Below are 21,662 nucleotides of genomic sequence, written 5' to 3' on the forward strand. Positions count from 1 at the left end.
TCTCTTCTCAGAAGAGGAGTGCACCAACTACTTCAAAAACTCAGGCTATGTTTCCGTATAAAAACATCATGCTCTAGAGCAGGTCGCCACCGGTAAACTACGGGACCAGCGAATTGAGGCGGCCCTCGAATACGTGCTATACGGGACGGTGTGGGTCAGGAATTGCACCGATGTCCGCCGTAGACTATGGCCGGGAGGCGCTCGACTTCATTGAAGGCCTTGGGGCTTATCGCACCGTCCCAGACGCGATGAATGCGCTTGAATCAGCCTTCGGTCGCTTCGGCTTCGAAACCATCATCGTGACGGGGCTGCCGAATCCCGATCAGCGCTTTGCGCAGATGGTGCTCGCCAAGCGCTGGCCCGCAGGCTGGTTCAGCCTCTACACCCAGAACAATTACGACCGCGTCGATCCGGTGGTGCGGCTGTGCCGGCAATCGGTCAACCCGTTCGAGTGGTCGGAAGCCCCCTATGATGCCGACCTCGAGCCTGAGGCGGCCGAGGTGATGAACCGCGCCGGCGATTTTCGTATGTCGCGCGGCTTCATCGTGCCGATCCACGGGCTCACCGGCTATGAAGCCGCGGTGTCGCTCGGCGGCGTCCATCTCGACCTCAATCCCCGCAGCAAGCCGGCGCTGCACCTGATGGCGATGTATGGCTTCGACCACATCCGCCGTCTGCTCGAGCCGGCGCCGTATCCCTCGACGCGTCTCACCCCGCGCGAGCGCGAGGTGATCTCGTGGGCCTCGCAGGGCAAGTCGGCCTGGGAGATCGGCGAGATCCTGCACATCACGCAGCGCACGGCCGAAGAGCATCTTGCAACCGCCGCGCGCAAGCTCGGCGCGGTCAACCGTACGCATGCGGTGGCGCTGGCGATTCGCAGCAAGATCATCAATCCCTAAGCGGCGTACTGGGAAATTTCCCAATATCGAACCTGCGTCTTTTGGCAGATTCTTTCCCCCATTGAGGCTGAATGGGGGTTTTCATGATTCACGCAATTTCCGCGGTCAATCGCCACCTTTACGAAGACGTACTGGAACAACATTTCAGGCTGCGCCACGATATCTTTGTCGAGGAGCGGCGCTGGGAGACGCTGCGCCGGCCGGATGGCCGCGAGATGGATTCCTATGACGACGAGGACACCGTCTATCTGCTTGCGCTGGAGGGCCGGCGCGTCGTCGGCGGCCACCGGCTCTACCCGACAACCAAGCCTTCGATGATGAGCGAGGTGTTCCCGCATTTGGCGGCGGTGCGCGGCTGTCCCGTGGATCCGCTGGTCTGGGAGTGGTCACGCTACTTCGTCGTCCGCGACCGCCGCGACGGCGCGCTCAACCTGCAACTGATGGCGGCGGTGCAGGAGTTCTGCCTCAATCAGGGAATCGCGCAGGTCAGCGCGATCATGGAAACCTGGTGGTTGCCGCGCTTCCACGAGGCCGGCTTCGTCGTGACGCCACTAGGCCTGCCGGCCCTGGTCGAAAACGCGTGGACCATGGCGGCCACCATCGACATTCGCCGGGAGACGCTCGATGCCCTGCATGATCGCATCGGCATGGCTTCCGTCGTGCAGCAGGACGGCCCGCGTCTCGATGCCGTCGCCCGTGCCAACCTCTGCGGTCTTGCTGCCGCGCAACGAAAGAGTGCCTGAGATGTCGAACATGATGCGGGACAGCCAGATCATGGCGCAAACCCAGGACGAGAACCTCGGCTACATGTCCGACATGGCGATGGAGCTGGCGCAGATGGCGGACGACTCCGGACTGGCGACGCTCGCCTATCTATTCCGGATGGCGGCACTGGAGGCTTCGACGGTCAACAGCATGGTCGCCGAGCCGGACGATTTTCCCCAGCAGATGACGTCGCACTAAAGCGCGATGAGATTTGGATGAATCGTCATCGCGCTTCAGGTTGTTGTTTACGCATGATCTTTCCGGAAAACCGCTTCGCACTTTTCCGGATCATGCTTTAGACGCATCCTTCCTTCAACGGCGTTCGCACCCTCTCCCCGCGAAGAGCGGGGGGAGGGTGATGCCATTTGGGTGCGGCAGGTTGCCCCATCCTGCGCGGCAGCCTTTTTGCATTGTGAGGCGTGTCTCGGCGGCAACCCGCCGGGATGCAACAAAGTGCATGTTTGGTGTCGAATCGCTCTTGCCTCGGAACGATACTGCCATTACCCATTTTTCGGCCTTGAAGAGGCAGGGGGAGCTCTTTCACTGATGGCGACTGTGTTCGAACATCGGCGCGACGCTGCGTGCGCCTGAAAGAGTTTTGATGCTGCTCGTCGTCGAACAGTTCCTGAACGGATTGCAGTTTGGCCTGCTCCTGTTCCTGCTCGCCGCCGGACTGACGCTGGTGTTCGGGATCATGGATCTCGTCAACCTCGCGCACGGCTCGCTCTACATGATGGGCGCCTATTTTGCCGCGACCTTCGCGGCCTGGACCGGCAGCTTCCTGCTCGGCGCGCTGATGGCGCTTGGCGCCACGCTGGTGCTCGGCATCGTGCTGGAGGTGACGGCGCTGCGGCATCTCTATGGCCGCGACCATCTCGACCACGTGCTCGCGACCTTCGGCCTGATTCTGTTCTTCAATGAAGCCGTGCGGCTGATCTGGGGCCCGGCGGGCCTCGCGCTGCCGCTGCCGGCCTGGCTCACCGTGCCGGTGCCGATCCTGCCCGGCATTCACTATCCCGCCTATCGGCTCGCCATCATCGCGGTGGCGCTGCTGGTCGCGCTGCTGCTCTATCTCGGCGTGATGCGCACCCGCATCGGCATGCTGATCCGCGCCGGTGCCTCCAACCGCGAGATGATCGGCGCGCTCGGCATCAACATCAAGCTGCTCTACACGCTGGTGTTCGGCCTGGGGGCCGCGCTCGCTGGTCTCGCCGGCCTGATGCAGGCGCCGATCCTCACCGTGCAGATCGGCATGGGCGAGAACATCCTGATCCTCGCTTTCGTCATCATCGTGATCGGCGGCATCGGCTCGATCCGCGGCGCGTTCCTGGCCGCGATCTTCGTCGGCATGATCGACACGCTCGGCCGCGCCTTCCTGCCCAATTTGCTGCGGCAGGTGCTGAGCGGCGCCGCTGCCTCCACCGCCGCGCCCGCCCTGTCCTCCATGCTGATCTATCTCCTGATGGCGATCGTGCTGGTGGTGCGGCCGGAGGGGCTGTTTCCGGCCAACCGTCGATGAAGGGTTTGAGCGTGAGCAAGGCCGTCACGGCCCTGATGCTGGCGGGCCTCGTGCTGCTGCCGCTCTATTCGCAGCTGTCCGGCAACATCTTCATCCTGACGCTGTTCACCCGCATCGTCATCCTGGCGCTGGCGGCGGCGAGCCTCAACCTCATCATGGGCTTTGGCGGCATGATGAGTTTTGGCCACGCCGCCTATCTCGGCATCGGCGGCTACGCGGTCGGCATGCTGGCGCAGGAAGGCGTAGGGTCCGGCTTCATCCAGTTTCCGGTCGCGCTCGCGGCCTCCGCGATCTATGCGCTCGTGATCGGCGCGCTCTCCTTGCGCACCCGCGGCGTCTATTTCATCATGATCACGCTCGCCTTTGCACAGATGGCCTATTACGTCGCCTCGGGCCTGGCGCGCTACGGCGGCGATGACGGCCTCACCGTCTACAAGCGCAGCGACTTCTCCGGGCTGATCGACCTGTCGAACCGCACGCAGTTCTACTATCTCTGCCTCGCCTGTCTGTTTGGCGTGATCTTCCTGATCTGGCGCATCGTCAATTCGCGCTTCGGCCTCGTCGTGCAGGGCCTGCGCTCCAACGAGCAGCGCATGCAGGCGATCGGCTTCCCGGCCAAGCGCTACCAGCTGGTCTGCTTCGTCATATCAGGCACGATGTGCGGCCTTGCCGGCGCGCTGCTCGCCAACAACACCGATTTCGTCAGTCCGGCCGTGATGTACTGGACGCGTTCCGGCGATCTCATGGTGATGGTGATCCTCGGCGGCATGGGCACGCTGTTCGGCCCGATCATGGGCGCGGTGGTGTTCCTGCTGCTGGAAGAGTTCCTGTCGCAGATCACCGAATATTGGGCACTGATCATGGGCCCGCTGCTGCTGCTGATCGTGCTGTTCGGCCGTGGCGGCATCATGGGCATGCTCGGGAGGGCTGGCCGTGGCTGAACCCTTGCTCCGCGTCGAAAAGCTGGTGCGCCGCTTCGGCGGCATCATTGCGACGGACAACGTCTCGCTCGACGTCGCGGCCGGTGAGCTGCACGCCATCATCGGTCCAAATGGCGCCGGCAAGACCACGCTGATCAGCCAGCTCACCGGGCACCTCGAGCCGCATTCCGGCAGCGTCTCGCTGGCAGGGCGCGACATCACCTATTTGCCGGCCTATCGCCGCTGCGCGCTGGGGCTCGCCCGCTCGTTCCAGATCACCTCGCTGCTGCTCGATTTCACTGCCGCGGACAATGTCGCGCTGGCGGCGCAGGCGCATGCCGGCACCTCGTTCCGCTTCTTCGCCAACGCGCGCAAGGAGAAGGGCCTGCGCGATGCCGCCCACGCCGCGCTCGATCGCGTCGGCCTCGGCCATCGTGCCGATGTCGTGGTGAACCGGCTCAGCCATGGCGAGCGGCGCGAGCTGGAGCTAGCGGTTGCGCTCGCGAGCAAGCCGAAGCTCTTGCTGCTCGACGAGCCCATGGCCGGCCTTGGTGTGACTGAATCGCAGCGCATGGTGAAACTGCTCCAGGAGCTGCGGAAAGAGGTCTCGATCGTGCTGGTCGAGCACGACATGCCGGCGGTGTTCGCGCTGGCTGACCGTATCTCGGTGCTGGTCTATGGCCGCGTCATCGCCTCCGGCGATCCGGCCGCGATCCGCGCCAATGAAGAGGTCAAGCGCGCCTATCTCGGCGACCAGCATGTGGTGACGCACCATGGCTGACACGCTGCTCGAGGTCGACGGCATCGAGACCTGCTACGGCCTCTCACAGGTGCTGTTCGGCCTGTCGCTGTCGATCAGCTCGGGCGAGATGGTCTCGCTGATGGGCCGCAACGGCATGGGCAAGACCACGACCATCCGTTCCATCATGGGCCTGACACCGGCCCGATCAGGCGCGATCCGTTTTGCGGGCGCGGAAGTGCGGCAGCTTCCATCCTACCGAATTGCAAAACTCGGCGTCGGCCTGGTCCCCGAGGGTCGCCAGATCTTCCCGAATCTCACCGTGCGCGAGAATCTTGTCGCCGCCGCCGCCGACCGCTTCGGCAGCCGCAATCCCTGGACGTTGGCCGCGATCTATTCCCTGTTTCCACGGCTTGCCGAGCGCGCCGCCAACATGGGCAACCAGCTCTCCGGCGGCGAGCAGCAGATGCTCGCGATCGGCCGCGCGCTGATGACCAATCCGAAGCTGCTGATCCTGGATGAAGCGACCGAGGGTCTCGCGCCGCTGATCCGCGAAGAAATCTGGAACTGCCTGTCGCTGCTCAAGAGCCGCGGACAGTCGATCCTCGTGGTCGACAAGAACGTCGACCATCTCGCCCGCATCTGCGACCGTCACTACATCATCGAGCGCGGCAAGACGGTGTGGAGCGGCACGTCCAACGAGCTGAGGGCCGAGCCGGATCTGCAGCACAAATATTTGGGGATCTAGCGCTTCCGCCGGTGAGGTGAGGAGCGGAATGCTGGCGCCTCACACTCATTGTCGTCCCGGCGAAGGCCGGGACCCATACCGCGTAATCTATCGGCTGCGGTCAGTATCAGTACCGAGCGACCAGTCTTCGCCAAACCTCTCCCTGTGGTTATGGGTCCCGGCCTTCGCCGGGACCACGTTGGGGAAGTAACTTTGCCAATCAACTACCAATAAATCCCATGCCGATGCAGCTCGCGGATGACGCGAGCCTCGGTCGATGGCTGCCGGCGCTTCGGCTTGGCGGTTTCGGTCGTGGTTGCCGCCGGTGTCGCGGCCGGCCGGGCCGGCGTTGTGGCGGCCGGAGCTGCTGTGATCGGCGCTGTCGATGCCGCCGGCGCGGTCGTCGCCGTCTGCACATTCGTCGTCTGCGGCGCCGGCGGGGCTTGGGTGGTCTGTGGCGGCGGCGCCGTGGTGGCGGGCTGCTCCGCCTGCTGGCCCGCACTGCTGGCTGCCAAGCTCAGGCTCCGTGAACCGCCGGCGTAAGCCCCGGTTGCCAGCAGCGACATCGCTGCGATCAGGATCAGCTTGCGCATGGTAACCCCCGTCATCTGGTCAATCCGTCTTACCCAATTCGCGTGCACCGGCGGCTAACGCGTGAAGCGATGCATCCCGATCTCGATCAGGGTTGCCCGGCAGGACAGGCGATAGATCAGGCTGAACAATCGACCCCACATGACCGAACTCCGTTGTTGATCACGCCCCGAACTTATAGACCGCGCGCCTTTCCGGCGTTTTTCTCGGCATGGAGAAAATGGCTTCGTCCGGGATGGCGCGATGTCGTCGGAACACTCCGGATGAAGTCGCCTCACAGGCGTGTGAGCAATGCATCGGGCCGAGGCCGGGCCGGATTCCGATAGAGGCCGGTAGTTCTCCCGAGATGAAGCGCGCGCAGCGCGGCGGTATCGTGCGGCGTCTTCAGGCTTGGCTATTGAATGGGCTCCGATCGCGAAGAGAACCCGCCGATCCTCATCTGCTCAAAATGCGGGAGGCCAATGAAGTACTTGGCGACACTACCGGGAATAGTCACGTTGCCTCCGGTGCACGCCTATATTTGTGTCCCGTGTGGTCGCGTCGACACGATCCAGCTGAAGTAAGTCACCGGTGCCGGATTGAAACCGGACTTGTTCAGAACATCTCGAAATATTCGCGGTGCTCCCAGTCGGTCACTTCAGACAGGAAGCGGTCGATCTCGGCGTTCTTGATGTGGGTGTAGTAGTCGACGAACTCCGCACCGAACTTCTCGCGGAAGAACGGGTCGTCCTTCAGTGCGGCGACCGCATCGCGCAAGCTTTTCGGCAGCAGCGGTGCCTTGGTCTCGTAGGGCGTGTCGGCCGAGGGGCCGGGATCGAGCTTGCGGTCGACGCCGTCGAGGCCTGAGAGAATCTGCGAGGCCATGTAGAGATAGGGATTGGCGGCGGGTTCGCCGATGCGGTTCTCCAGGCGCGTTGAGGCATCATTGGCGCCGCCGAGCACGCGGATCATGACGCCGCGGTTGTCGCGGCCCCAGATCGCGCGGTCCGGCGCCAGCGAATAGGAGCGGTAGCGCTTGTAGCCGTTGATGGTCGGCGTGGTGAACACGGTGGACGCACGGGCGTGGTCGAGCAGGCCGGCGAGGTAGGACTTGCCGAAGGCGCTGAGGGGCTCGGTACCGTCCTTCGCCATGAACTGGTTCTCAGCCGTCGCGCGCGAGACGATCGACTGGTGCAGATGCCAGCCGCTTGCGAACACGTTCGGCAGTTTCGGCCGGCACATGAAGGTGGCGTGATAGCCGTGGCGGCGGGCGATCTGCTTCACCGCGCTGCGGAACAGCACCATGTTGTCGGCGGGCTCCAGGCCTTTCCTCGGCTGGAAGGTGAACTCGCACTGGCTCGGCCCGAACTCGACCTCGATCGAGCGCAACGGCAGCCCCAGCGCGACGATGTCGCGCCGTAGAATCTCCAGCACCGGCTCCATCTGATCGAAGCGCTGCTCGGTGAGATATTGATAGCCGTGGCTGAGCAGGCTCACCGATGGCGGCGTGCCGGGCTGGCCCGCGTCTTCCGGGCGCATATGCGCGTCATCGAGCTTGAAGATGTGGAATTCGACCTCGAGCCCTGCGACGAAATCGTAGCCGCGCGCGCCGAGCTCATCGAGCACGCGCTTGTAGAGCCCGCGCGTCGCGAACGGCACGGGACGGCCGTCATTGAAATAGAGGTCGCAGAGCACCCAGCCCGTGGTCGGCGCCCAGGGCAGCACGCGAAACGTGGTGGGATCGGCAACCATCAGCACATCGGCCGCGCCCTCCATCTCCTTCATGCCGAACCCGCCGCCCGATGTGAACACCGGAAACACCGTGCGGTGCGAGGTGTCTTTCGCCAGCATGGTCGTGGTGATCGAGCAGCCGCTCTCCAGCGAGGCGATCGCCTCGGAAGCGATGATGGTCTTGCCGCGCAAAATGCCGTGCTGGTCGGGGAAGGCGAGGCGGATGACCTCGAGGTTCCTGTCCTCGACGATGCGGCGCATGCGCGACGCGGCGTCTCTCTGCTCATCCGACCACAGCGCATGGCGCGCGACGAAAGTCACTTTGCTAGTTCCTTCTCGCTCGATGAGAGTATAGCGCACACTGTCATCGTCCGCGAAGGCGGACGATCCAGTATTCCAGGGACGGCAACGTATCCACGAGAGGCCGCGGCGTACTGGATGCCCCGCCTTCGCGGGGCATGACAGCGGAGAATGTGGAGCCGTCGCGACTGGCCGTCGGCGAACGGCATCGTCACTCCGCCGCCGTCAGCCGATGCACGTTGTCCGCGATCTCCTTCGGCACCGGTGCGGTCCACGGCGCGCCGCGGCGGCGCTTGACGTCGACCTCCATCCAGTAGGTCTCCCAGCCCCGCGTCGGCCCGATGCCGTCCATGGTCGCGGGGCCCTGGATGCTGCGCGCATTGGCTTCGTCCAGGAACAGCATCGGCCTCTCGCCGCCGGAAACCTTCTCGATCTCCTGCCGCAGCAGGCGGCGATACTGCACGATCGCCTTGTCGGACTGTCCGAGATGCTCCTTGGTGCGGTCCTGGATCGCGCCCATCGATTCCACCGCCCACTGGTCGTGGACGTTGATGTCGTTGCCCATGCCGGTATAGGTCGCGGTCTGCTGCTCGTGCGGATCGAAACCGTAATCGTTGCTGCTGTTCTTGCGCGACTTGTAGTCCGGCAGCTCATAGAGCTCGAGCCGCTGGTCGCGCATCTTCTGCTTGTCGACCGGGTTCGTGTAGCTGGTGAAGATCGCGTACCAGTAGCAGTTCTCGTCATCGACGGGCACGTGCCACTGCGTGATCGTCATCTCCGTGCTCATGGGGATGACGAAGCCGTGCGGGAACAGCTGGTTGGTGACGCGCACATGGGTGCGCTCCTCGTCGATCTCGCGCAATGCGATCAGCCGCAGGCCGTATTCGGTGTGCTCGACATTGATGATCGGGCGGTCGTATTCGCGCAGGATTTTCGTCATCGGCAGGTCGCTGCCGGCGGAGGCGCCGCGGAACTGCTTGCCGTAGGCTGTGGACGTGTCCTCGTCCTCGAAGAAGCGGTGCAGATAGGAGGCGTGCGCGGGATCGATGCCGACCTCCAGCGCCTGCAGCCAGTTGCAGGCCATGTGGCCCTTGAACGCGAAAGTATGGCTGCCCGGTGCAATGAAGCAGTCGATCTCCGGAAAGGCGGGCGGCTCGCCCTCGCCGAGATAGGCCCAGAGGATGCCGCTCTTCTCCACCACGGGATAGGAGCGCTGGCGGATGTTCTGGCAGAGCTTTGAGTCCTTCGGCTCGGCCGGCGTCTCGATGCACTGGCCGGTGGCGTCGAACAGCCAGCCATGGAAGGCGCAGCGCAGGCCGCCATGCTCTAACCGTCCGAAGGCGAGGTCGGCGCCGCGATGCGCGCAGTGGCGGTCGATCAGGCCATAGCGCCCGCTCTCGTCGCGAAACAGAACCAGGTTCTCGCCGAGCAGCCTGACGGGACGGATCGGCCGCGCGCCCTCCAGCTCATCGACCAGCGCCGCCGGCTGCCAATAGCTCCGCATCAGCTTGCCGCAGGGGTCCTTCGGCCCGGTGCGGGTGATCAGGTCGTTCTGCTCCTGGCTCATCATGGCAGTCGCATCCTTCTTGATGAGGATCGTTGTCGATCAGCGAAGCACGTTTTCTTTCGCCTCTCCCCGCGTGCGGGGAGAGGCCGGAGCGCATCGCAAGATGCGATTCGGGTGAGGGGGCTCTCCGCGAGGGCAGCTCTCACCGTCCCTGTGGAGACTCCCCCTCACCCCACCCTCTCCCCGCAAGCGGGGCGAGGGAGCGAGAGATCGGGCTTACCTAACCGAAACTATCCAAAGCGGTATGTTCGCCTATTGAACGAATGGGCGAATTATGACATGCCTTGGATCGGCAGCAAGCACTATTTTGCAGGATTGTCCCGGCGCCATGCCCAAGCTGAAGCGGAGCGAGACTGACGAGCGGGCGACGGATTTCGTCGAGGCCCTCGACCGCGGCCTGCGCCTGCTTCAGTGCTTCGGCACGACCGCTGGCCCGATGACGCTGAGCGACCTTGCCCGCGCTGCCGATCTTCCGCGCGCGACCGCGCGGCGCATGCTGTTCACGCTCCAGCGTGGTGGCTACGTCTCAGGCGATGGCAAGCTGTTCTCGCTGACGCCGCATGTGCTGACACTGGCGGCGTCCTATTTGCGATCCAACCAGCTCGTCACGGTGCTGCAACCGGTGCTCGATCGAGTCGCGACCGCGGCAAACGAAATCTCCTCGCTCGCAGTGCTCGACGGCGATGAGGTCGTGTTCGTCGCGCGCAGCAGCCCGGCACGCATGTTCTCGGGCGGGCTGGAAATCGGCTACCGCCTGCCGGCCTTCTGCACCTCGGTCGGGCGCGCCATGCTCGGCCGGCTCGACGATGCCGATCTCGCCGCGCGCCTGAAGACGATGAAGCGGGACGCGCTGACGCCGCAGACGGTGACCGACCCGAAGGCGCTGCTCGCGCGCATCGCCGCCGACCGCGCACAGGGCTATGCGCTGGTCGACCGCGAGGCCGAACCGCATTTCCGCTCGATCTCGGTCCCCGTCCGCCGCTACGACGGCGTCATCGTCGCCGCCATCAACATGGGCGCCCATGTCGATCGCGTGCCGGCGCAGGAACTGATCGACCGTTTCCTGCCGCTGTTGCGGGAAGGCGCGGAGGCGGTGCGATCGCAGCTGCTGTAGCTGCATTCCCGCCGCCTCGAAACCGGTGCTATAATGGTCGCAAGCACAAGAGACGAGGGAGGACACCATGCAACACACCATGGTTCCCAGTGACCGCGTCGAGCACGTCGTCGTCTATGGTTGCGACGGCACGAAGCTCGGTACGATCGAACGATTGATGCTCGACAAGGTAAGCGGAACGGTCGCTTACGCCGTGATAAAGACCGGTAGGCTGCTCGGTACGCATCACCATTATCCCGTGCAGTGGAGCGCGTTGAAATATGACCCGGGACGTCAGGCTTTCCAGGTCGAACTGACGCCGGAGCAATTGAGCAGTGGCCCCTGCGAAGTCGATGGCGATGAATTCGACTGGGGCGACCGCTCGCGGCCCTACCAGCATCCAAACTACTGGTCGATCTAGCCGCGTCGGAAGTATTGTAGCCCGGGTGAGCCAACGGGTCGGCGCGAAGCGCCGCCCGATGACAGGCTCCGCGATACCCGGGAAGCCAAGACCCCGGATGTCGCTTCGCTCATCCGGGCTACGCGCCGGTAAGCAGCGTCACGTCCGGTTGCGCATCCAGTCGGCGAGGCCTGATATCGCCTTATCGAGGTCCTGCCGCGCAGCGGGGTCGGCGATTATCTCCTCCAGCGCGCCGCGCATGCAGAGCATCCACGCGTCGCGCTCGGCATCGCCGATGGCGAAGCCGAAGTGGCGCTGGCGCAGCCGCGGATGTCCCTTCTCGGGCGTATAGAGCCGCGGGCCGCCGGTCCATTCGGTGAGATAGCGCTTCAGCACGTCCCGGATCAGGCCGAGATCGGCCGCATGCATGGCGCGGATCACTTGCGCTTCCGGCAACGTGTCCATGCGCTCGTAGAAGCGATCGACGAGACGATCAATCGTGGCACTGCCGCCGATCCGCTCGAACATGGAGACTGCGACGTCGCTATCGGTCATCATCTATCCCAAGGCTTGCTGCTGGCTCGGATATAGGACGTCCGTGCCCACATACAAACTCCGCTGTCGTCCCGGATCTGCGCTTACGCTTGTCTGGGACGACAGCGGAGGGGATTGGATGAAGCGAGAACTACAGCGCCACGCTGCGCAGCCCGAAGCTGCGGGCTTCGTTCTGCAGCACCGGCCGCACCGCATCGATCAGCCTTGCTGCCGCGGCATCGACCGACAGTCCCGCCGTATCCACCACCGCGGTTGCGCGCGAATACAGCGGCTCGCGGCTGAGCAGGATGTTGCGCAGCTCGGTCATCGCCGAGCGATCATCCGCCATCGGGCGCAGGTCGCCCTGGCGGCGCACGCGCGCCATGTGCTCTTCCGGCTCGGCCTTCAGCCAGATCGTATAGAACGACGACAGGATCTGGTCGAAGGTCAGGGGCTCCGACACGATGCCGCCGCCGGTCGCCAGCACCATCAGCTCGTTGCGCGCGAGCAGTTGCTGCAGCGCCGCCTGCTCCATGCGGCGAAAGCCTTCCTGGCCGTAGAGCGCGATGATCTCGGCGACGGAAAGGCCGTTCTGCTGCTCGACCTCCTTGTTGAGCTCGACAAAGCTCCAGCCGATCTTCTTCGCCAGCATCCTGCCAAGCGTCGACTTGCCGGCGCCGCGCAGGCCGATCAGCGCGATGCCGCAGAACGGCGCACGTCGCGGCGCAGAGGCGCTGCCCCCGGCGAGCAGGTCTTTTGCTTGCGCGATCTGCGCAGGCGTCGCCTTGCGCAAGAGGTCGCGAAACATCTGCCAGTCCGGCGTCGGATCGGTTGAGGGAAGCAGGTCTTCGAGATGCGCGCCCATCGCGCTGGAGACGCGGCGCAGCAGCATGATGGAGACGTTGCCCTTGCCGCTCTCGAGCTGCGCGATGTAGCGCTCCGAAATCCCTGACACCTTGGCGAGCACTTTTCGCGACATGCCGCGCAGCGCGCGCATGGTGCGCACACGCTGGCCGAGCTGTTCGAGGAAGCGGGATTCGGCGTCGGGACTGTCGGTCATGAGCCTTCTTTAGCGGATGCCTTCTTTACAGCAGGTCCTGCGGCGCGTTTTAATGAAACATAGTGCCTGCTGGCATTGACAGCAAGCCGCCGGAGTGTCTTTCTATGAATTATAATTCTAAATTCGGGGGAGATGTCCGTGAGCGAGGGATCCTATAACGCGGTGACCTGGCTGCTCGACCGTAACGTCGAGGAGGGGCGTGGCAGCAAGCTCGTCTTCGACGACACCGTCTCGCGGCTCACCTATGGCGAGCTCCAGCAACAGACCCGGCGCGCCGCCAACATGCTGCGCCGGCTCGGCGTCCGCCGCGAGGAGCGCGTCGCGATGATCATGCTTGATACGGTCGACTTCCCGATCGTGTTCCTGGGTGCGATCCGCGCCGGCATCGTGCCGGTGCCGCTCAACACGCTGCTGACCGCCGATCAATACGCCTACATCCTCGCCGACTGCCGCGCGCGCGTGCTGTTCGTCTCCGAAGCGCTCTATCCCGTCATCAAGGACGTCGTCGGCCGCATGCCGGATCTCGAGCATGTCGTGGTCTCCGGCGCCAAGCAGAATGATCACAAGCAGCTCGCTGAAGAGATCGCGGGCGAAAGCGATCAATTCACCACTGCAGCGACGCACCCCGATGAGCCTGCATTCTGGCTCTACTCATCAGGCTCGACCGGCATGCCCAAAGGCGTGCGCCATCTGCATTCGAATCTGCAGGCGACCGCAGACACCTACGCCAAGCAGGTGCTGGGCATTCGCGAGAGCGACGTGTGCCTGTCCGCAGCAAAACTGTTCTTCGCCTATGGCCTCGGCAATGCGCTGACCTTCCCGATGTCGGTCGGGGCCACCGTGATCCTGAACAGCGAGCGGCCGACGCCGGCGCGCATGTTCGACCTGATGAACCGCTACAACCCCTCGATCTTTTACGGCGTGCCGACGCTGTTCGCGGCCATGCTCAACGACGAGACGATGAAGTCCGAACGCGGCGGCAAGGCTCTGCGCATCTGCACCTCCGCCGGCGAGGCGCTGCCGGAATCCGTCGGCAACAGCTGGAAGGCGCGCTTCGGCGTCGATATTCTCGACGGCGTCGGCTCGACCGAGCTGTTGCACATCTTCCTGTCGAACGCGCCCGGCGACATCAAATACGGCTCGTCCGGCAAGCCGGTGCCGGGCTATGCGGTGCGGCTCGTCAACGAGGCCGGGCAGGACGTCGCCGACGGCGAAGTCGGCGAACTCCTGGTCGATGCGCCCTCGGCCGGCGAGGGCTACTGGAACCAGCGCCACAAGAGCCGCCGCACCTTCGAGGGACCGTGGACCCGCACCGGCGACAAATACATCCGCGACGCGGACGGCCGTTACACCTTCTGCGGCCGCGCCGACGACATGTTCAAGGTCTCCGGCATCTGGGTCTCGCCCTTCGAGGTCGAGAGCGCGCTGATCACGCATCCGGCGGTGCTCGAAGCCGCCGTCGTGCCCGAGGCCGATCCGGAAGGCTTGTTGAAGCCGAAGGCCTTCGTCGTGCTGCGCCCCGGCGCCAAGACGACGGAGTTGCAGGAGGCACTGAAGGAGCACGTCAAGCAGAAGATCGGCCCGTGGAAATATCCGCGCTGGATCGACGTGGTGGAGTCCTTGCCGAAGACCGCGACGGGCAAGATCCAGCGATTCAAGCTGCGGGAAGGCGCGAATTGAGTGGCTCCGTCATTCCGGGGCGCGCGAAGCGCGAACCCGGAATCTCGCGCCGTGGACTGCAATCTCGAGATTCCGGATCAACTCGCTTTGCGAGTTGCCCGGAATGACGGAATGAATGGAAACGAGTTCATGACCAATCTCACCCCCACCGGCTTCCTCAGCATCGGAGGCGCCAGCCTCGAATACAAATGGCTCGCGCCGCAATCAGCCGACGCGCCGACCATCGTGATGCTGCATGAAGGCCTCGGCTCGGTCGGCCTCTGGGGCGATTTCCCAGAGAAGCTCCAGCAGGCGACCGGCGCCGGCATCTTCGTCTATTCGCGTGCGGGCTACGGCCAGTCGAGCCCGGTCACGCTGCCGCGGCCGCTCGACTACATGCAGCGCGAGGCGCTCGACGTGCTGCCGAAGCTGCTCGATGCGATTGGCTTCAAGCGTGGCCTGTTGCTCGGCCATTCCGACGGCGCCTCGATCGCGACGACCTATGCCGGTGCGCATCAGGATCATCGCCTGAGCGGCCTCGTGCTGATCGCGCCGCATTTCATCGTCGAGGACATCTCGGTGAAATCCATCGCCGCGATCAAGACAACCTTCGAGACCACCGACCTGAAGGCAAAGCTCGCGCGCTGGCACAAGGATGTCGACAACGCCTTCTACGGCTGGAACGGCGCCTGGCTCGATCCGAAATTCCGCGACTGGGACATCTCGGAATATCTCGCCTACATCCGCGTTCCCGTCATGGTCCTGCAAGGTGCCGACGATCAATATGGGACATTGCGCCAGGTCGAAATTGCGCAGGAAGAGTGTTATTGTCCGGTCGATATTAAAGTCATTTCAGACGCGGGCCATTCCCCGCATCGTGAAGCGCCGGGGGCGACGCTTGACGCGATTGAGCAATTTGCAAAAGCGGCCCTGCGCGACGATCAGGGACTTCGGGGACGCGCCGCATGAACCTGCGGAGGCACATCTGTGAATGTGCCTTCACATGTGACCGGCCAATTGCCGTGGCCGCGATGGGCTTATGTGCCGGGCGAGACCGGCGGGATCGACGCCGATTACGAGACGCTTCGTCTGGCCAAGGCGCTGGTGCCCTCGGCCTTCCGCGGCTATGTGCCGGTGCGGCATCCGGCGCTGCGTTACGGCCTCGCGCTCAACGACCGCGGCTATTTCTGGGAATCGCAGGAGGTGCTCGAAGCGGTGTGGGCCGCAGCGCCGCAAGGCGGCCGCGAGCGTATTCTGCTGCGCGCCTGCATCCATATCGCCAATGCGAATCTGCGGCTGCGGATGCAAAGGCTGCATTCGGCCGCACGTCTGTTCGGCGATGCGCAGGCAGAGTTGCGGGCTTTGAGCGCGCGCAAGGCAGTGGCTGGCGGAGACGGCCTTGTCGAGAGCTTCCCGGTTTCCGCACTGACCGCGCTGCTCCAGGCCAAGCTCGGCCGTCCCCAGCTCTCCAAGGCGGACTGGATTGCGCTTGGCGCCATCGTGCGGTCCCAGCCATCTACATGAAACAAAGTGCATGCGAGCGCTGTTAAGGGCTAGACGTCCTCCAAAAGATGCACTATTGTGCATCTAAAGGTAAACGCCAGAATACATAATCAAGCTCAAGGGTGGCCCATGGCCGGGGAAGATCGGCGCCTCGCAGGCGGCGCGACATTCATCGATTTCCAGACCGAACCGTCCCGCTACAAGCACTGGAAGCTCGCGGTCGATGGCGATGTTGCGACGCTGACCATGGATGTCGACGAGAATGGCGGCCTGTTCGAGGGCTACCTGCTCAAGCTCAATTCCTACGACCTCGGCGTCGACATCGAGCTTGCCGATGCGATCCAGCGCCTGCGCTTCGAGCATCCCGAGGTGAAGGTCGTGGTGATGCGCTCGGCCAAGAACCGCGTGTTCTGCGCCGGCGCCAACATCCGCATGCTCGCGGGCTCCACCCACGCCCACAAGGTGAACTTCTGCAAGTTCACCAACGAGACCCGCAACGGCATGGAAGACTCGTCGGAGAATTCCGGCCAGCGCTTCATCACTGTAGTGAACGGCTCGGCCGCCGGCGGCGGCTACGAGCTGGCGCTCGCGACCGACCACATCATCCTCGCCGACGATGGCTCGTCGGCTGTCGCCTTGCCTGAAGTGCCGCTGCTCGCGGTGCTGCCGGGCACCGGCGGCCTCACCCGCGTCGTCGACAAACGCAAGGTGCGCCGCGACCACGCCGACTTCTTCTGCACCATCGAGGAAGGCGTGAAGGGCAAGCGCGCCGTGCAGTGGCGTCTCGTCGACGAGATCGCGCCGAACTCGAAGCTGGAAGGCAAGATCGCCGAGCGCGCCAAAGAGTTCGCTGCGGCCTCGAAGCGCAAGGGCAGCGGCAAGGGCATCGCGCTGACGCCGCTCAAGCGCGTGATCGGCGAGACCAGCATCCATTACGGCTTCGTCACCGTCGATCTTGACCGCGCCGCGCGCATCGCCACCATCTCGATCAAGGCCCCCGAGGCTGCGCCGCCCGCCGACATCGACGGCATGATGGCGCAGGGCGCTGCGTTCTGGCCGCTCCAGGTCGCGCGCGAGCTCGACGATGCCATCCTGCATTTGCGCATCAACGAGCTCGAGATCGCGATGCTGGTGTTCAAGAGCCATGGCGACCGCGCCCATGTGCTCGCCAGCGACGCGTTCCTCGAAGTGAACAAGGCGCACTGGCTGGTCAACGAGATCAGGCATTACTGGAAGCGTGTGCTCAAGCGCATCGACGTCACCTCGCGTACGCTGGTGACGCTGGTCGAGCCGGGCTCCTGCTTTGCCGGCACGCTGGCCGAGCTCGTGTTTGCCGCCGACCGCTCCTACATGCTGATCGGCACGCGCCAGGGCGACAACCGCCCGCCGCCATCGATCGAGCTGTCCGCCATGAACTTCGGCCCGTACCCGATGAGCCACGGACTGACACGGCTGGAATCGCGCTTCCAGGCCGATCCGTCCGACGTGGAGCGCGCCGAAGCAACGCTCGGCACCAGCCTCGATGCCGAGCAGGCAGAAGAGCTCGGCCTCGTCACCTTCGCGCTCGACGACATCGACTGGGACGACGAGGTCCGCGTGTTCCTGGAGGAGCGCGCCAGCTTCTCGCCCGACAGTCTCACCGGCATGGAAGCGAGCCTCCGCTTCGTCGGCCCCGAGACGATGGAGTCAAAGATCTTCGCGCGCCTCACCGCCTGGCAGAACTGGATCTTCCAGCGCCCCAACGCGGTCGGCGAGGAAGGCGCGCTGCGCCGCTACGGCAGCGGCCAGAAGCCGAAATTCGATATGACGCGGGTTTAAGGAGAGCACGGCCATGAACATGAACATCATGAACGTCGACTACTCGACCAAGATTCCCAACAACGTGAATCTCGCCGAAGACCGCCAGGTGCTGAAGGCGTTGGAAGGCTGGCATCCCGGCTATATGGACTGGTGGAGCGACATGGGGCCGGAAGGCTTCCAGGAATCGCTGGTCTATTTGCGCACCGCTTACTCCGTCGATCCGCGCGGCTGGGCCAAGTTCGACTATGTCCGCATGCCCGAATATCGCTGGGGCATCCTCCTTGCTCCTCAGGAAGAAAATCGCGTCGTTCCCTTCGGCGAGCATTATGGCGAGCCTGCCTGGCAGGAAGTCCCCGGCGAGCATCGCGCCATGCTGCGCCGCCTGATCGTGATCCAGGGCGACACCGAGCCCGCTTCGGTCGAGCAGCAGCGCCATCTCGGCAAGACCGCGCCCTCGCTCTACGACATGCGCAATCTGTTCCAGGTCAATGTCGAGGAAGGCCGTCATCTCTGGGCGATGGTCTACCTGCTGCAAAAGTATTTTGGCCGCGACGGCCGTGAAGAAGCGGATGATTTGCTGCGCCGCCGCTCCGGCGATGCCGACGCGCCGCGCATGCTCGGCGCCTTCAACGAGGCGACGCCGGACTGGCTGTCCTTCTTCATGTTCACCTACTTCACCGACCGCGACGGCAAGATGCAGCTGCACTCGCTGGCGCAGTCGGGCTTCGATCCCCTGTCGCGCACCTGCCGCTTCATGCTGACCGAGGAAGCGCACCACATGTTCGTCGGCGAGACCGGCATCACCCGCGTCGTGCAGCGCACCTGCGATGCGATGAAGGCGGCCGGCATCACCGATCCCACCAACATCGCGAAGGTCCGTGCGCTCGGTGTGATCGATCTGCCGACCATCCAGAAGAAGCTGAACCTGCACTATACGCTGTCGCTCGACCTGTTCGGCTCGGAGGTCTCGACCAATGCGGCCAACGCCTTCAACGCCGGAATCAAGGGGCGCTATCACGAGACCCAGATCGAGGACGATCATCAGCTCAAGAACTCCACCTATCCGGTGCTCAAGCTGATCAACGGCGAGGTCAAGCTGGTCGACGAGCCGGCGCTCACCGCGCTCAACATGCGCCTGCGCGACGATTACAGCCAGGATTGCGTCAAGGGCATGCTGCGCTGGAACAAGGTGATCTCGACCGCCGGCTACGACTTCAAGCTGACGCTGCCCAATGTCGCCTTCCACCGCCACATCGGTGAGTTCAAGGACGTGCATGCCACGCCCGACGGCATTTTGATCGACGATGCCACTTGGGCCAGGCGCAAGGACGAATGGCTGCCTTCGACGGCCGACGGCGACTTCATCACCTCCTTGATGCAGCCCGTCACCGAAATCGGCCAGTTCGCCTCCTGGATCTCGCCGCCGAAGGTTGGCATCGACAACAAGCCGGGCGATTTCGAATACGTGAAGATCGAGTCGTGAGGGGCCTCATACTCAACTGTCGTCCCGGACAAGCAAACGCCTGGCGACGCATAGCGTTGCCAGGCGTTTGTGCAGATCCGGGACCCATAACCCCAGGGAGAGGTCGTGGCGCGAGCAGGCAACCACGAGTCTTCGCCAAATTAAGTCCTGTGGTTATGGGTCCCGGATCTACGCGCGCTTAAGGCGCGCTTGTCCGGGACGACACTGAATATGAGGTGAGGGCGTCGCGTCTATCGCTCGCTCTCCTAGTCCCCCGGTTCGCCTACCCCGCAATCTCCAGCCCGGCATTCGCGTACACCACGCCGCCGTCGACGGCGATGGTGTTGCCGACCACGTAGTCGCCGGCGCGCGAGGCGAGATAGATTGCGACTCCCGCCATATCCTCGTCGCTTCCGATCCGCCGCGCCGGAATGCGCTTTGCGACCTCGTCCGCGTGGTCGCGCGCGGCGCGGTTCATGTCGGACTTGAACGCGCCCGGCGCGATCGCGGTGACGTTGATGTTGTCCTTGACCAGCTTCGTCGCCATGCGCCGTGTCAGATGGATCACGGCGGCCTTGCTGGCGGCGTAGGAATAGGTCTCGCTCGGATTGACGAAGATGCCGTCGACCGAGGCGATGTTGATCACCTTCGCCGGACGTTCTGCGCTGGCTGCCGCGCGGAGCGGCTTTGCCAGCGCCTTGGTCAGGAAGAACAGCGACTTGACGTTGAGGTCCATCACCTTGTCCCAGCCGCTCTCCGGGAATTCGTCGAACTCCGCGCCCCAGGCCGCTCCGGCATTGTTGACGAGGATGTCGAGCTTCGGCTCCAGCTTGATGATTTCGCCGGCGAGCCTGTTGCAGCCTTCGACGGTGGAGATGTCGATCGGCAGCGCGATGCATTCGCCGTCATATTGCGCGGTGAGCTCTTGCGCGGTCGCCTCGCACGGTCCGGCCTTGCGCGCGGTGATGTAGACCTTCGCAGCGCCGGCGCTGAGGAATCCCGCCGCGATCATCTTGCCGATGCCGCGCGAGCCGCCGGTCACGAGCGCGATGCGGCCTTTGAGCGAGAACAGATCGTCGAACATGGTACCTCCCTTGGTTGGCGCCCGTTGTGGGCGGGGCGGAGAGGGGAGTCAAGGAAGGCGCTGCGATGGGATGCGAGTGTATAGCGACAGCGGTCCAACAAACTCGGTGTCGTCCCGGCGGAGGCCGGGACCCATAACCCCAGGGAGATGTTTGGCGAAGGCTGGTCGTTCGGGATTGATACTGATCGCAATCGAAAAATCACGCGGTATGGGTCCCGGCCTTCGCCGGGACGACAGCGGAGATTGGAGTAGCTACGCCGCGGCGATCCGGCGGAAACCGTTCCACATCGCCGTTGCCGCGCCCGAGGTCAGCACCGGCAAAATCCGCGTGTCCTGGTAATTGCCGTTGAGCGAGACGCGCGGCAGTGCGGTCATGTGGCCGGCGTTCTCGGCGAACAGCATGCCGGGCCGCGTCGTCACCGCGGTCTTGAATCCGGCGGAGGCGGCAAGGCTGAATTCGCGCTCGCCCGCGGCATCGCGGTCGCCATAGGGATAGGCGAAATGCAGCACGGGACGCTCCAGCGCCTGCTCGATCCGCGTGCGGCTCACGGCCATCTCCTGTGCGGCGATCTCCTCGCTCTGCCTCGCGAGATTGCAATGGCTGACGGTATGGGCCCCGATCGTGACGAGCGGATCGGCGGCAAAAGACTTCATCTCGTCCCAGGACAGGCAGAGGCCGCGGCACAGCGCTTCCATGTCGACGCCATGTCGGGTGCAGAGCGCTGCGATCTCGCGCGCCAGATCATGTTCGCCGGGCAGCGAGCGCAGCCAATCGTGCAGGCGGTCGAACGCCGTCTGCTTTGCAGCCGGCGTCGTCGCATCGAGCCGTAGCGCGGAATTGCCGATTCTCACCTCGATCTGCTCGGCCTTGGCGATCACGGCCTCCAGCGCCGTCCACCACAGCCGCCCGATGCCTTCTGCGAAATCGCTGGCGACATAGACCGCCAAAGGCGCGTCAAATTCGCGCAGCACCGGCAGCGCATAGTCCAGATTGTCGCGATAGCCGTCGTCGAGCGTGAAGGCGGCGAAGCGGCGGTCGAACCGGCCCTGCGCCAGCCGCTCATGCAGCTCGTCCATGCTGACGATGTCGATGTCGCGCGTGCGCAGATGGCTCAGCGTCGCGCGGAGGAACTCGGGGGTGACCTCGAGATGCCGGTTCGGCTGGAACGCGTCGTCGCGGGCCGGCCGCACGTGATGCAACATGAAAATGGCGCCGACGCCCGAGAGCAGCGGACGCAGCAGATGATGCGCACCACTGAAGTAGAGTGCCCCCAGCCCGGCGCGGATGACGTTGTTGCGGAGTTGTTTCATTGCAGGCTGGCGGACCCCC

The 21,662-nt window shown here is 64.2% G+C and carries 21 protein-coding genes; 14 read left to right on the forward strand and 7 right to left on the reverse strand.

Annotated features, from left to right (window positions below):
* Positions 1-170 precede the first annotated feature (170 nt).
* The 7 genes from JQ592_RS09150 (at position 171) to JQ592_RS09180 (ending at position 5,590) form a co-directional block, all read left to right on the forward strand.
* Entirely contained in the window at positions 171-899 is a 729-nt protein-coding gene (locus JQ592_RS09150; protein ID WP_211402559.1) for a LuxR family transcriptional regulator, read from the forward strand.
* A gap of 83 nt (positions 900-982) precedes the next feature.
* On the forward strand, positions 983-1,642 hold the full coding sequence (locus tag JQ592_RS09155; protein ID WP_211402560.1) for an acyl-homoserine-lactone synthase: 660 nt from the start codon (positions 983-985) through the stop codon (positions 1,640-1,642).
* 1 nt (position 1,643) lies between these two features.
* On the forward strand, positions 1,644-1,862 hold the full coding sequence (locus JQ592_RS09160; protein WP_211402561.1) for a hypothetical protein: 219 nt from the start codon (positions 1,644-1,646) through the stop codon (positions 1,860-1,862).
* A gap of 403 nt (positions 1,863-2,265) precedes the next feature.
* Positions 2,266-3,183 (forward strand): branched-chain amino acid ABC transporter permease, encoded by a 918-nt coding sequence (locus tag JQ592_RS09165; RefSeq protein ID WP_018644491.1) that lies wholly within the window; start codon positions 2,266-2,268, stop codon positions 3,181-3,183.
* Positions 3,180-4,124, forward strand: coding sequence for a branched-chain amino acid ABC transporter permease (locus JQ592_RS09170; protein ID WP_211402562.1), 945 nt, complete (start codon positions 3,180-3,182; stop codon positions 4,122-4,124). The genes JQ592_RS09165 and JQ592_RS09170 overlap by 4 nt, the downstream gene beginning before the upstream one ends.
* On the forward strand, positions 4,117-4,884 hold the full coding sequence (locus JQ592_RS09175; RefSeq protein ID WP_211402563.1) for an ABC transporter ATP-binding protein: 768 nt from the start codon (positions 4,117-4,119) through the stop codon (positions 4,882-4,884). Before JQ592_RS09170 ends, JQ592_RS09175 begins: the two co-directional genes overlap by 8 nt.
* Complete coding sequence (locus JQ592_RS09180; RefSeq protein ID WP_211402564.1) at positions 4,877-5,590, forward strand: ABC transporter ATP-binding protein; 714 nt, start codon at positions 4,877-4,879, stop codon at positions 5,588-5,590. Before JQ592_RS09175 ends, JQ592_RS09180 begins: the two co-directional genes overlap by 8 nt.
* A 203-nt stretch (positions 5,591-5,793) precedes the next feature.
* Here the strand turns inward: JQ592_RS09180 and JQ592_RS09185 are convergent, their stop codons facing one another.
* From JQ592_RS09185 to JQ592_RS09195, 3 genes are all read right to left on the reverse strand, one after another.
* Positions 5,794-6,177 (reverse strand): hypothetical protein, encoded by a 384-nt coding sequence (locus JQ592_RS09185; protein WP_433996409.1) that lies wholly within the window; start codon positions 6,175-6,177, stop codon positions 5,794-5,796.
* Between the two features lie 577 nt (positions 6,178-6,754).
* Positions 6,755-8,191, reverse strand: a complete 1,437-nt coding sequence (locus tag JQ592_RS09190) for a glutamine synthetase family protein (RefSeq protein WP_211402565.1) — start codon at positions 8,189-8,191, stop codon at positions 6,755-6,757.
* Between the two features lie 190 nt (positions 8,192-8,381).
* The gene (locus JQ592_RS09195) at positions 8,382-9,740 is read right to left on the reverse strand and encodes an aromatic ring-hydroxylating dioxygenase subunit alpha (RefSeq protein ID WP_211402566.1); all 1,359 of its coding nucleotides are present in this window, start codon (positions 9,738-9,740) and stop codon (positions 8,382-8,384) included.
* A gap of 325 nt (positions 9,741-10,065) precedes the next feature.
* Between JQ592_RS09195 and JQ592_RS09200 the strand changes: the two genes are divergently transcribed.
* Complete coding sequence (locus JQ592_RS09200; RefSeq protein ID WP_211402567.1) at positions 10,066-10,851, forward strand: IclR family transcriptional regulator domain-containing protein; 786 nt, start codon at positions 10,066-10,068, stop codon at positions 10,849-10,851.
* Between the two features lie 67 nt (positions 10,852-10,918).
* Positions 10,919-11,251: a PRC-barrel domain-containing protein gene (locus JQ592_RS09205; protein ID WP_211402568.1), complete on the forward strand. Its 333-nt coding sequence runs from the start codon at positions 10,919-10,921 to the stop codon at positions 11,249-11,251.
* A gap of 138 nt (positions 11,252-11,389) precedes the next feature.
* On the opposite strand, the gene JQ592_RS09210 is transcribed toward JQ592_RS09205, so the two are convergent.
* Positions 11,390-11,785, reverse strand: coding sequence for a group II truncated hemoglobin (locus tag JQ592_RS09210; RefSeq protein ID WP_211402569.1), 396 nt, complete (start codon positions 11,783-11,785; stop codon positions 11,390-11,392).
* 130 nt (positions 11,786-11,915) lie between these two features.
* On the reverse strand, positions 11,916-12,824 hold the full coding sequence (locus JQ592_RS09215; protein ID WP_211402570.1) for a helix-turn-helix transcriptional regulator: 909 nt from the start codon (positions 12,822-12,824) through the stop codon (positions 11,916-11,918).
* Between the two features lie 138 nt (positions 12,825-12,962).
* Here JQ592_RS09215 and JQ592_RS09220 point away from each other — a divergent pair, with 138 nt between their 5' ends.
* The 5 genes from JQ592_RS09220 to boxB all read left to right on the forward strand — a co-directional run bounded on the left by JQ592_RS09220 (position 12,963) and on the right by boxB (position 19,269).
* Positions 12,963-14,504: a benzoate-CoA ligase family protein gene (locus JQ592_RS09220; protein ID WP_211402571.1), complete on the forward strand. Its 1,542-nt coding sequence runs from the start codon at positions 12,963-12,965 to the stop codon at positions 14,502-14,504.
* Between the two features lie 129 nt (positions 14,505-14,633).
* Positions 14,634-15,452: an alpha/beta fold hydrolase gene (locus tag JQ592_RS09225; protein WP_211402572.1), complete on the forward strand. Its 819-nt coding sequence runs from the start codon at positions 14,634-14,636 to the stop codon at positions 15,450-15,452.
* 18 nt (positions 15,453-15,470) lie between these two features.
* On the forward strand, positions 15,471-16,007 hold the full coding sequence (locus JQ592_RS09230; protein WP_211402573.1) for a DUF309 domain-containing protein: 537 nt from the start codon (positions 15,471-15,473) through the stop codon (positions 16,005-16,007).
* Positions 16,008-16,115: 108 nt separating this feature from the next.
* On the forward strand, positions 16,116-17,804 hold the full coding sequence (boxC, locus tag JQ592_RS09235) for a 2,3-epoxybenzoyl-CoA dihydrolase (RefSeq protein ID WP_211402574.1): 1,689 nt from the start codon (positions 16,116-16,118) through the stop codon (positions 17,802-17,804).
* Positions 17,805-17,817: 13 nt separating this feature from the next.
* Positions 17,818-19,269 carry a benzoyl-CoA 2,3-epoxidase subunit BoxB gene (gene boxB, locus JQ592_RS09240; RefSeq protein WP_211402575.1) on the forward strand — a complete coding sequence of 484 codons (1,452 nt, stop codon included), beginning with the start codon at positions 17,818-17,820 and terminating at the stop codon, positions 19,267-19,269.
* A 262-nt stretch (positions 19,270-19,531) separates the two neighbouring features.
* On the opposite strand, the gene JQ592_RS09245 is transcribed toward boxB, so the two are convergent.
* Positions 19,532-20,332, reverse strand: a complete 801-nt coding sequence (locus tag JQ592_RS09245) for an SDR family oxidoreductase (RefSeq protein WP_211402576.1) — start codon at positions 20,330-20,332, stop codon at positions 19,532-19,534.
* A gap of 252 nt (positions 20,333-20,584) precedes the next feature.
* A complete protein-coding gene (locus tag JQ592_RS09250; protein ID WP_211402577.1) occupies positions 20,585-21,643 on the reverse strand; it encodes a polysaccharide deacetylase family protein in 1,059 nt (352 codons plus the stop codon).
* Positions 21,644-21,662 lie beyond the last annotated feature (19 nt).

The sequence above is a fragment of the Bradyrhizobium iriomotense genome, assembly GCF_018129405.1.
In the GTDB taxonomy this organism is placed as follows: Bacteria; Pseudomonadota; Alphaproteobacteria; order Rhizobiales; family Xanthobacteraceae; genus Bradyrhizobium; species Bradyrhizobium iriomotense_B.

Excerpts from the sequence above, each read along its gene's own strand:
- JQ592_RS09150 (WP_211402559.1), top strand. The coding sequence starts at position 171 with ATGTCCGCCGTAGACTATGGCCGGGAGGCGCTCGACTTCATTGAAGGC.
- JQ592_RS09155 (WP_211402560.1), top strand. The coding sequence starts at position 983 with ATGATTCACGCAATTTCCGCGGTCAATCGCCACCTTTACGAAGACGTA.
- JQ592_RS09160 (WP_211402561.1), top strand. The coding sequence starts at position 1,644 with ATGTCGAACATGATGCGGGACAGCCAGATCATGGCGCAAACCCAGGAC.
- JQ592_RS09165 (WP_018644491.1), top strand. The coding sequence starts at position 2,266 with ATGCTGCTCGTCGTCGAACAGTTCCTGAACGGATTGCAGTTTGGCCTG.
- JQ592_RS09170 (WP_211402562.1), top strand. The coding sequence starts at position 3,180 with ATGAAGGGTTTGAGCGTGAGCAAGGCCGTCACGGCCCTGATGCTGGCG.
- JQ592_RS09180 (WP_211402564.1), top strand. The coding sequence starts at position 4,877 with ATGGCTGACACGCTGCTCGAGGTCGACGGCATCGAGACCTGCTACGGC.
- JQ592_RS09185 (WP_433996409.1), bottom strand. The coding sequence starts at position 6,177 with ATGACGGGGGTTACCATGCGCAAGCTGATCCTGATCGCAGCGATGTCG.
- JQ592_RS09195 (WP_211402566.1), bottom strand. The coding sequence starts at position 9,740 with ATGATGAGCCAGGAGCAGAACGACCTGATCACCCGCACCGGGCCGAAG.
- JQ592_RS09200 (WP_211402567.1), top strand. The coding sequence starts at position 10,066 with ATGCCCAAGCTGAAGCGGAGCGAGACTGACGAGCGGGCGACGGATTTC.
- JQ592_RS09205 (WP_211402568.1), top strand. The coding sequence starts at position 10,919 with ATGCAACACACCATGGTTCCCAGTGACCGCGTCGAGCACGTCGTCGTC.
- JQ592_RS09210 (WP_211402569.1), bottom strand. The coding sequence starts at position 11,785 with ATGACCGATAGCGACGTCGCAGTCTCCATGTTCGAGCGGATCGGCGGC.
- JQ592_RS09215 (WP_211402570.1), bottom strand. The coding sequence starts at position 12,824 with ATGACCGACAGTCCCGACGCCGAATCCCGCTTCCTCGAACAGCTCGGC.
- JQ592_RS09225 (WP_211402572.1), top strand. The coding sequence starts at position 14,634 with ATGACCAATCTCACCCCCACCGGCTTCCTCAGCATCGGAGGCGCCAGC.
- boxC (WP_211402574.1), top strand. The coding sequence starts at position 16,116 with ATGGCCGGGGAAGATCGGCGCCTCGCAGGCGGCGCGACATTCATCGAT.
- boxB (WP_211402575.1), top strand. The coding sequence starts at position 17,818 with ATGAACATGAACATCATGAACGTCGACTACTCGACCAAGATTCCCAAC.
- JQ592_RS09245 (WP_211402576.1), bottom strand. The coding sequence starts at position 20,332 with ATGTTCGACGATCTGTTCTCGCTCAAAGGCCGCATCGCGCTCGTGACC.
- JQ592_RS09250 (WP_211402577.1), bottom strand. The coding sequence starts at position 21,643 with ATGAAACAACTCCGCAACAACGTCATCCGCGCCGGGCTGGGGGCACTC.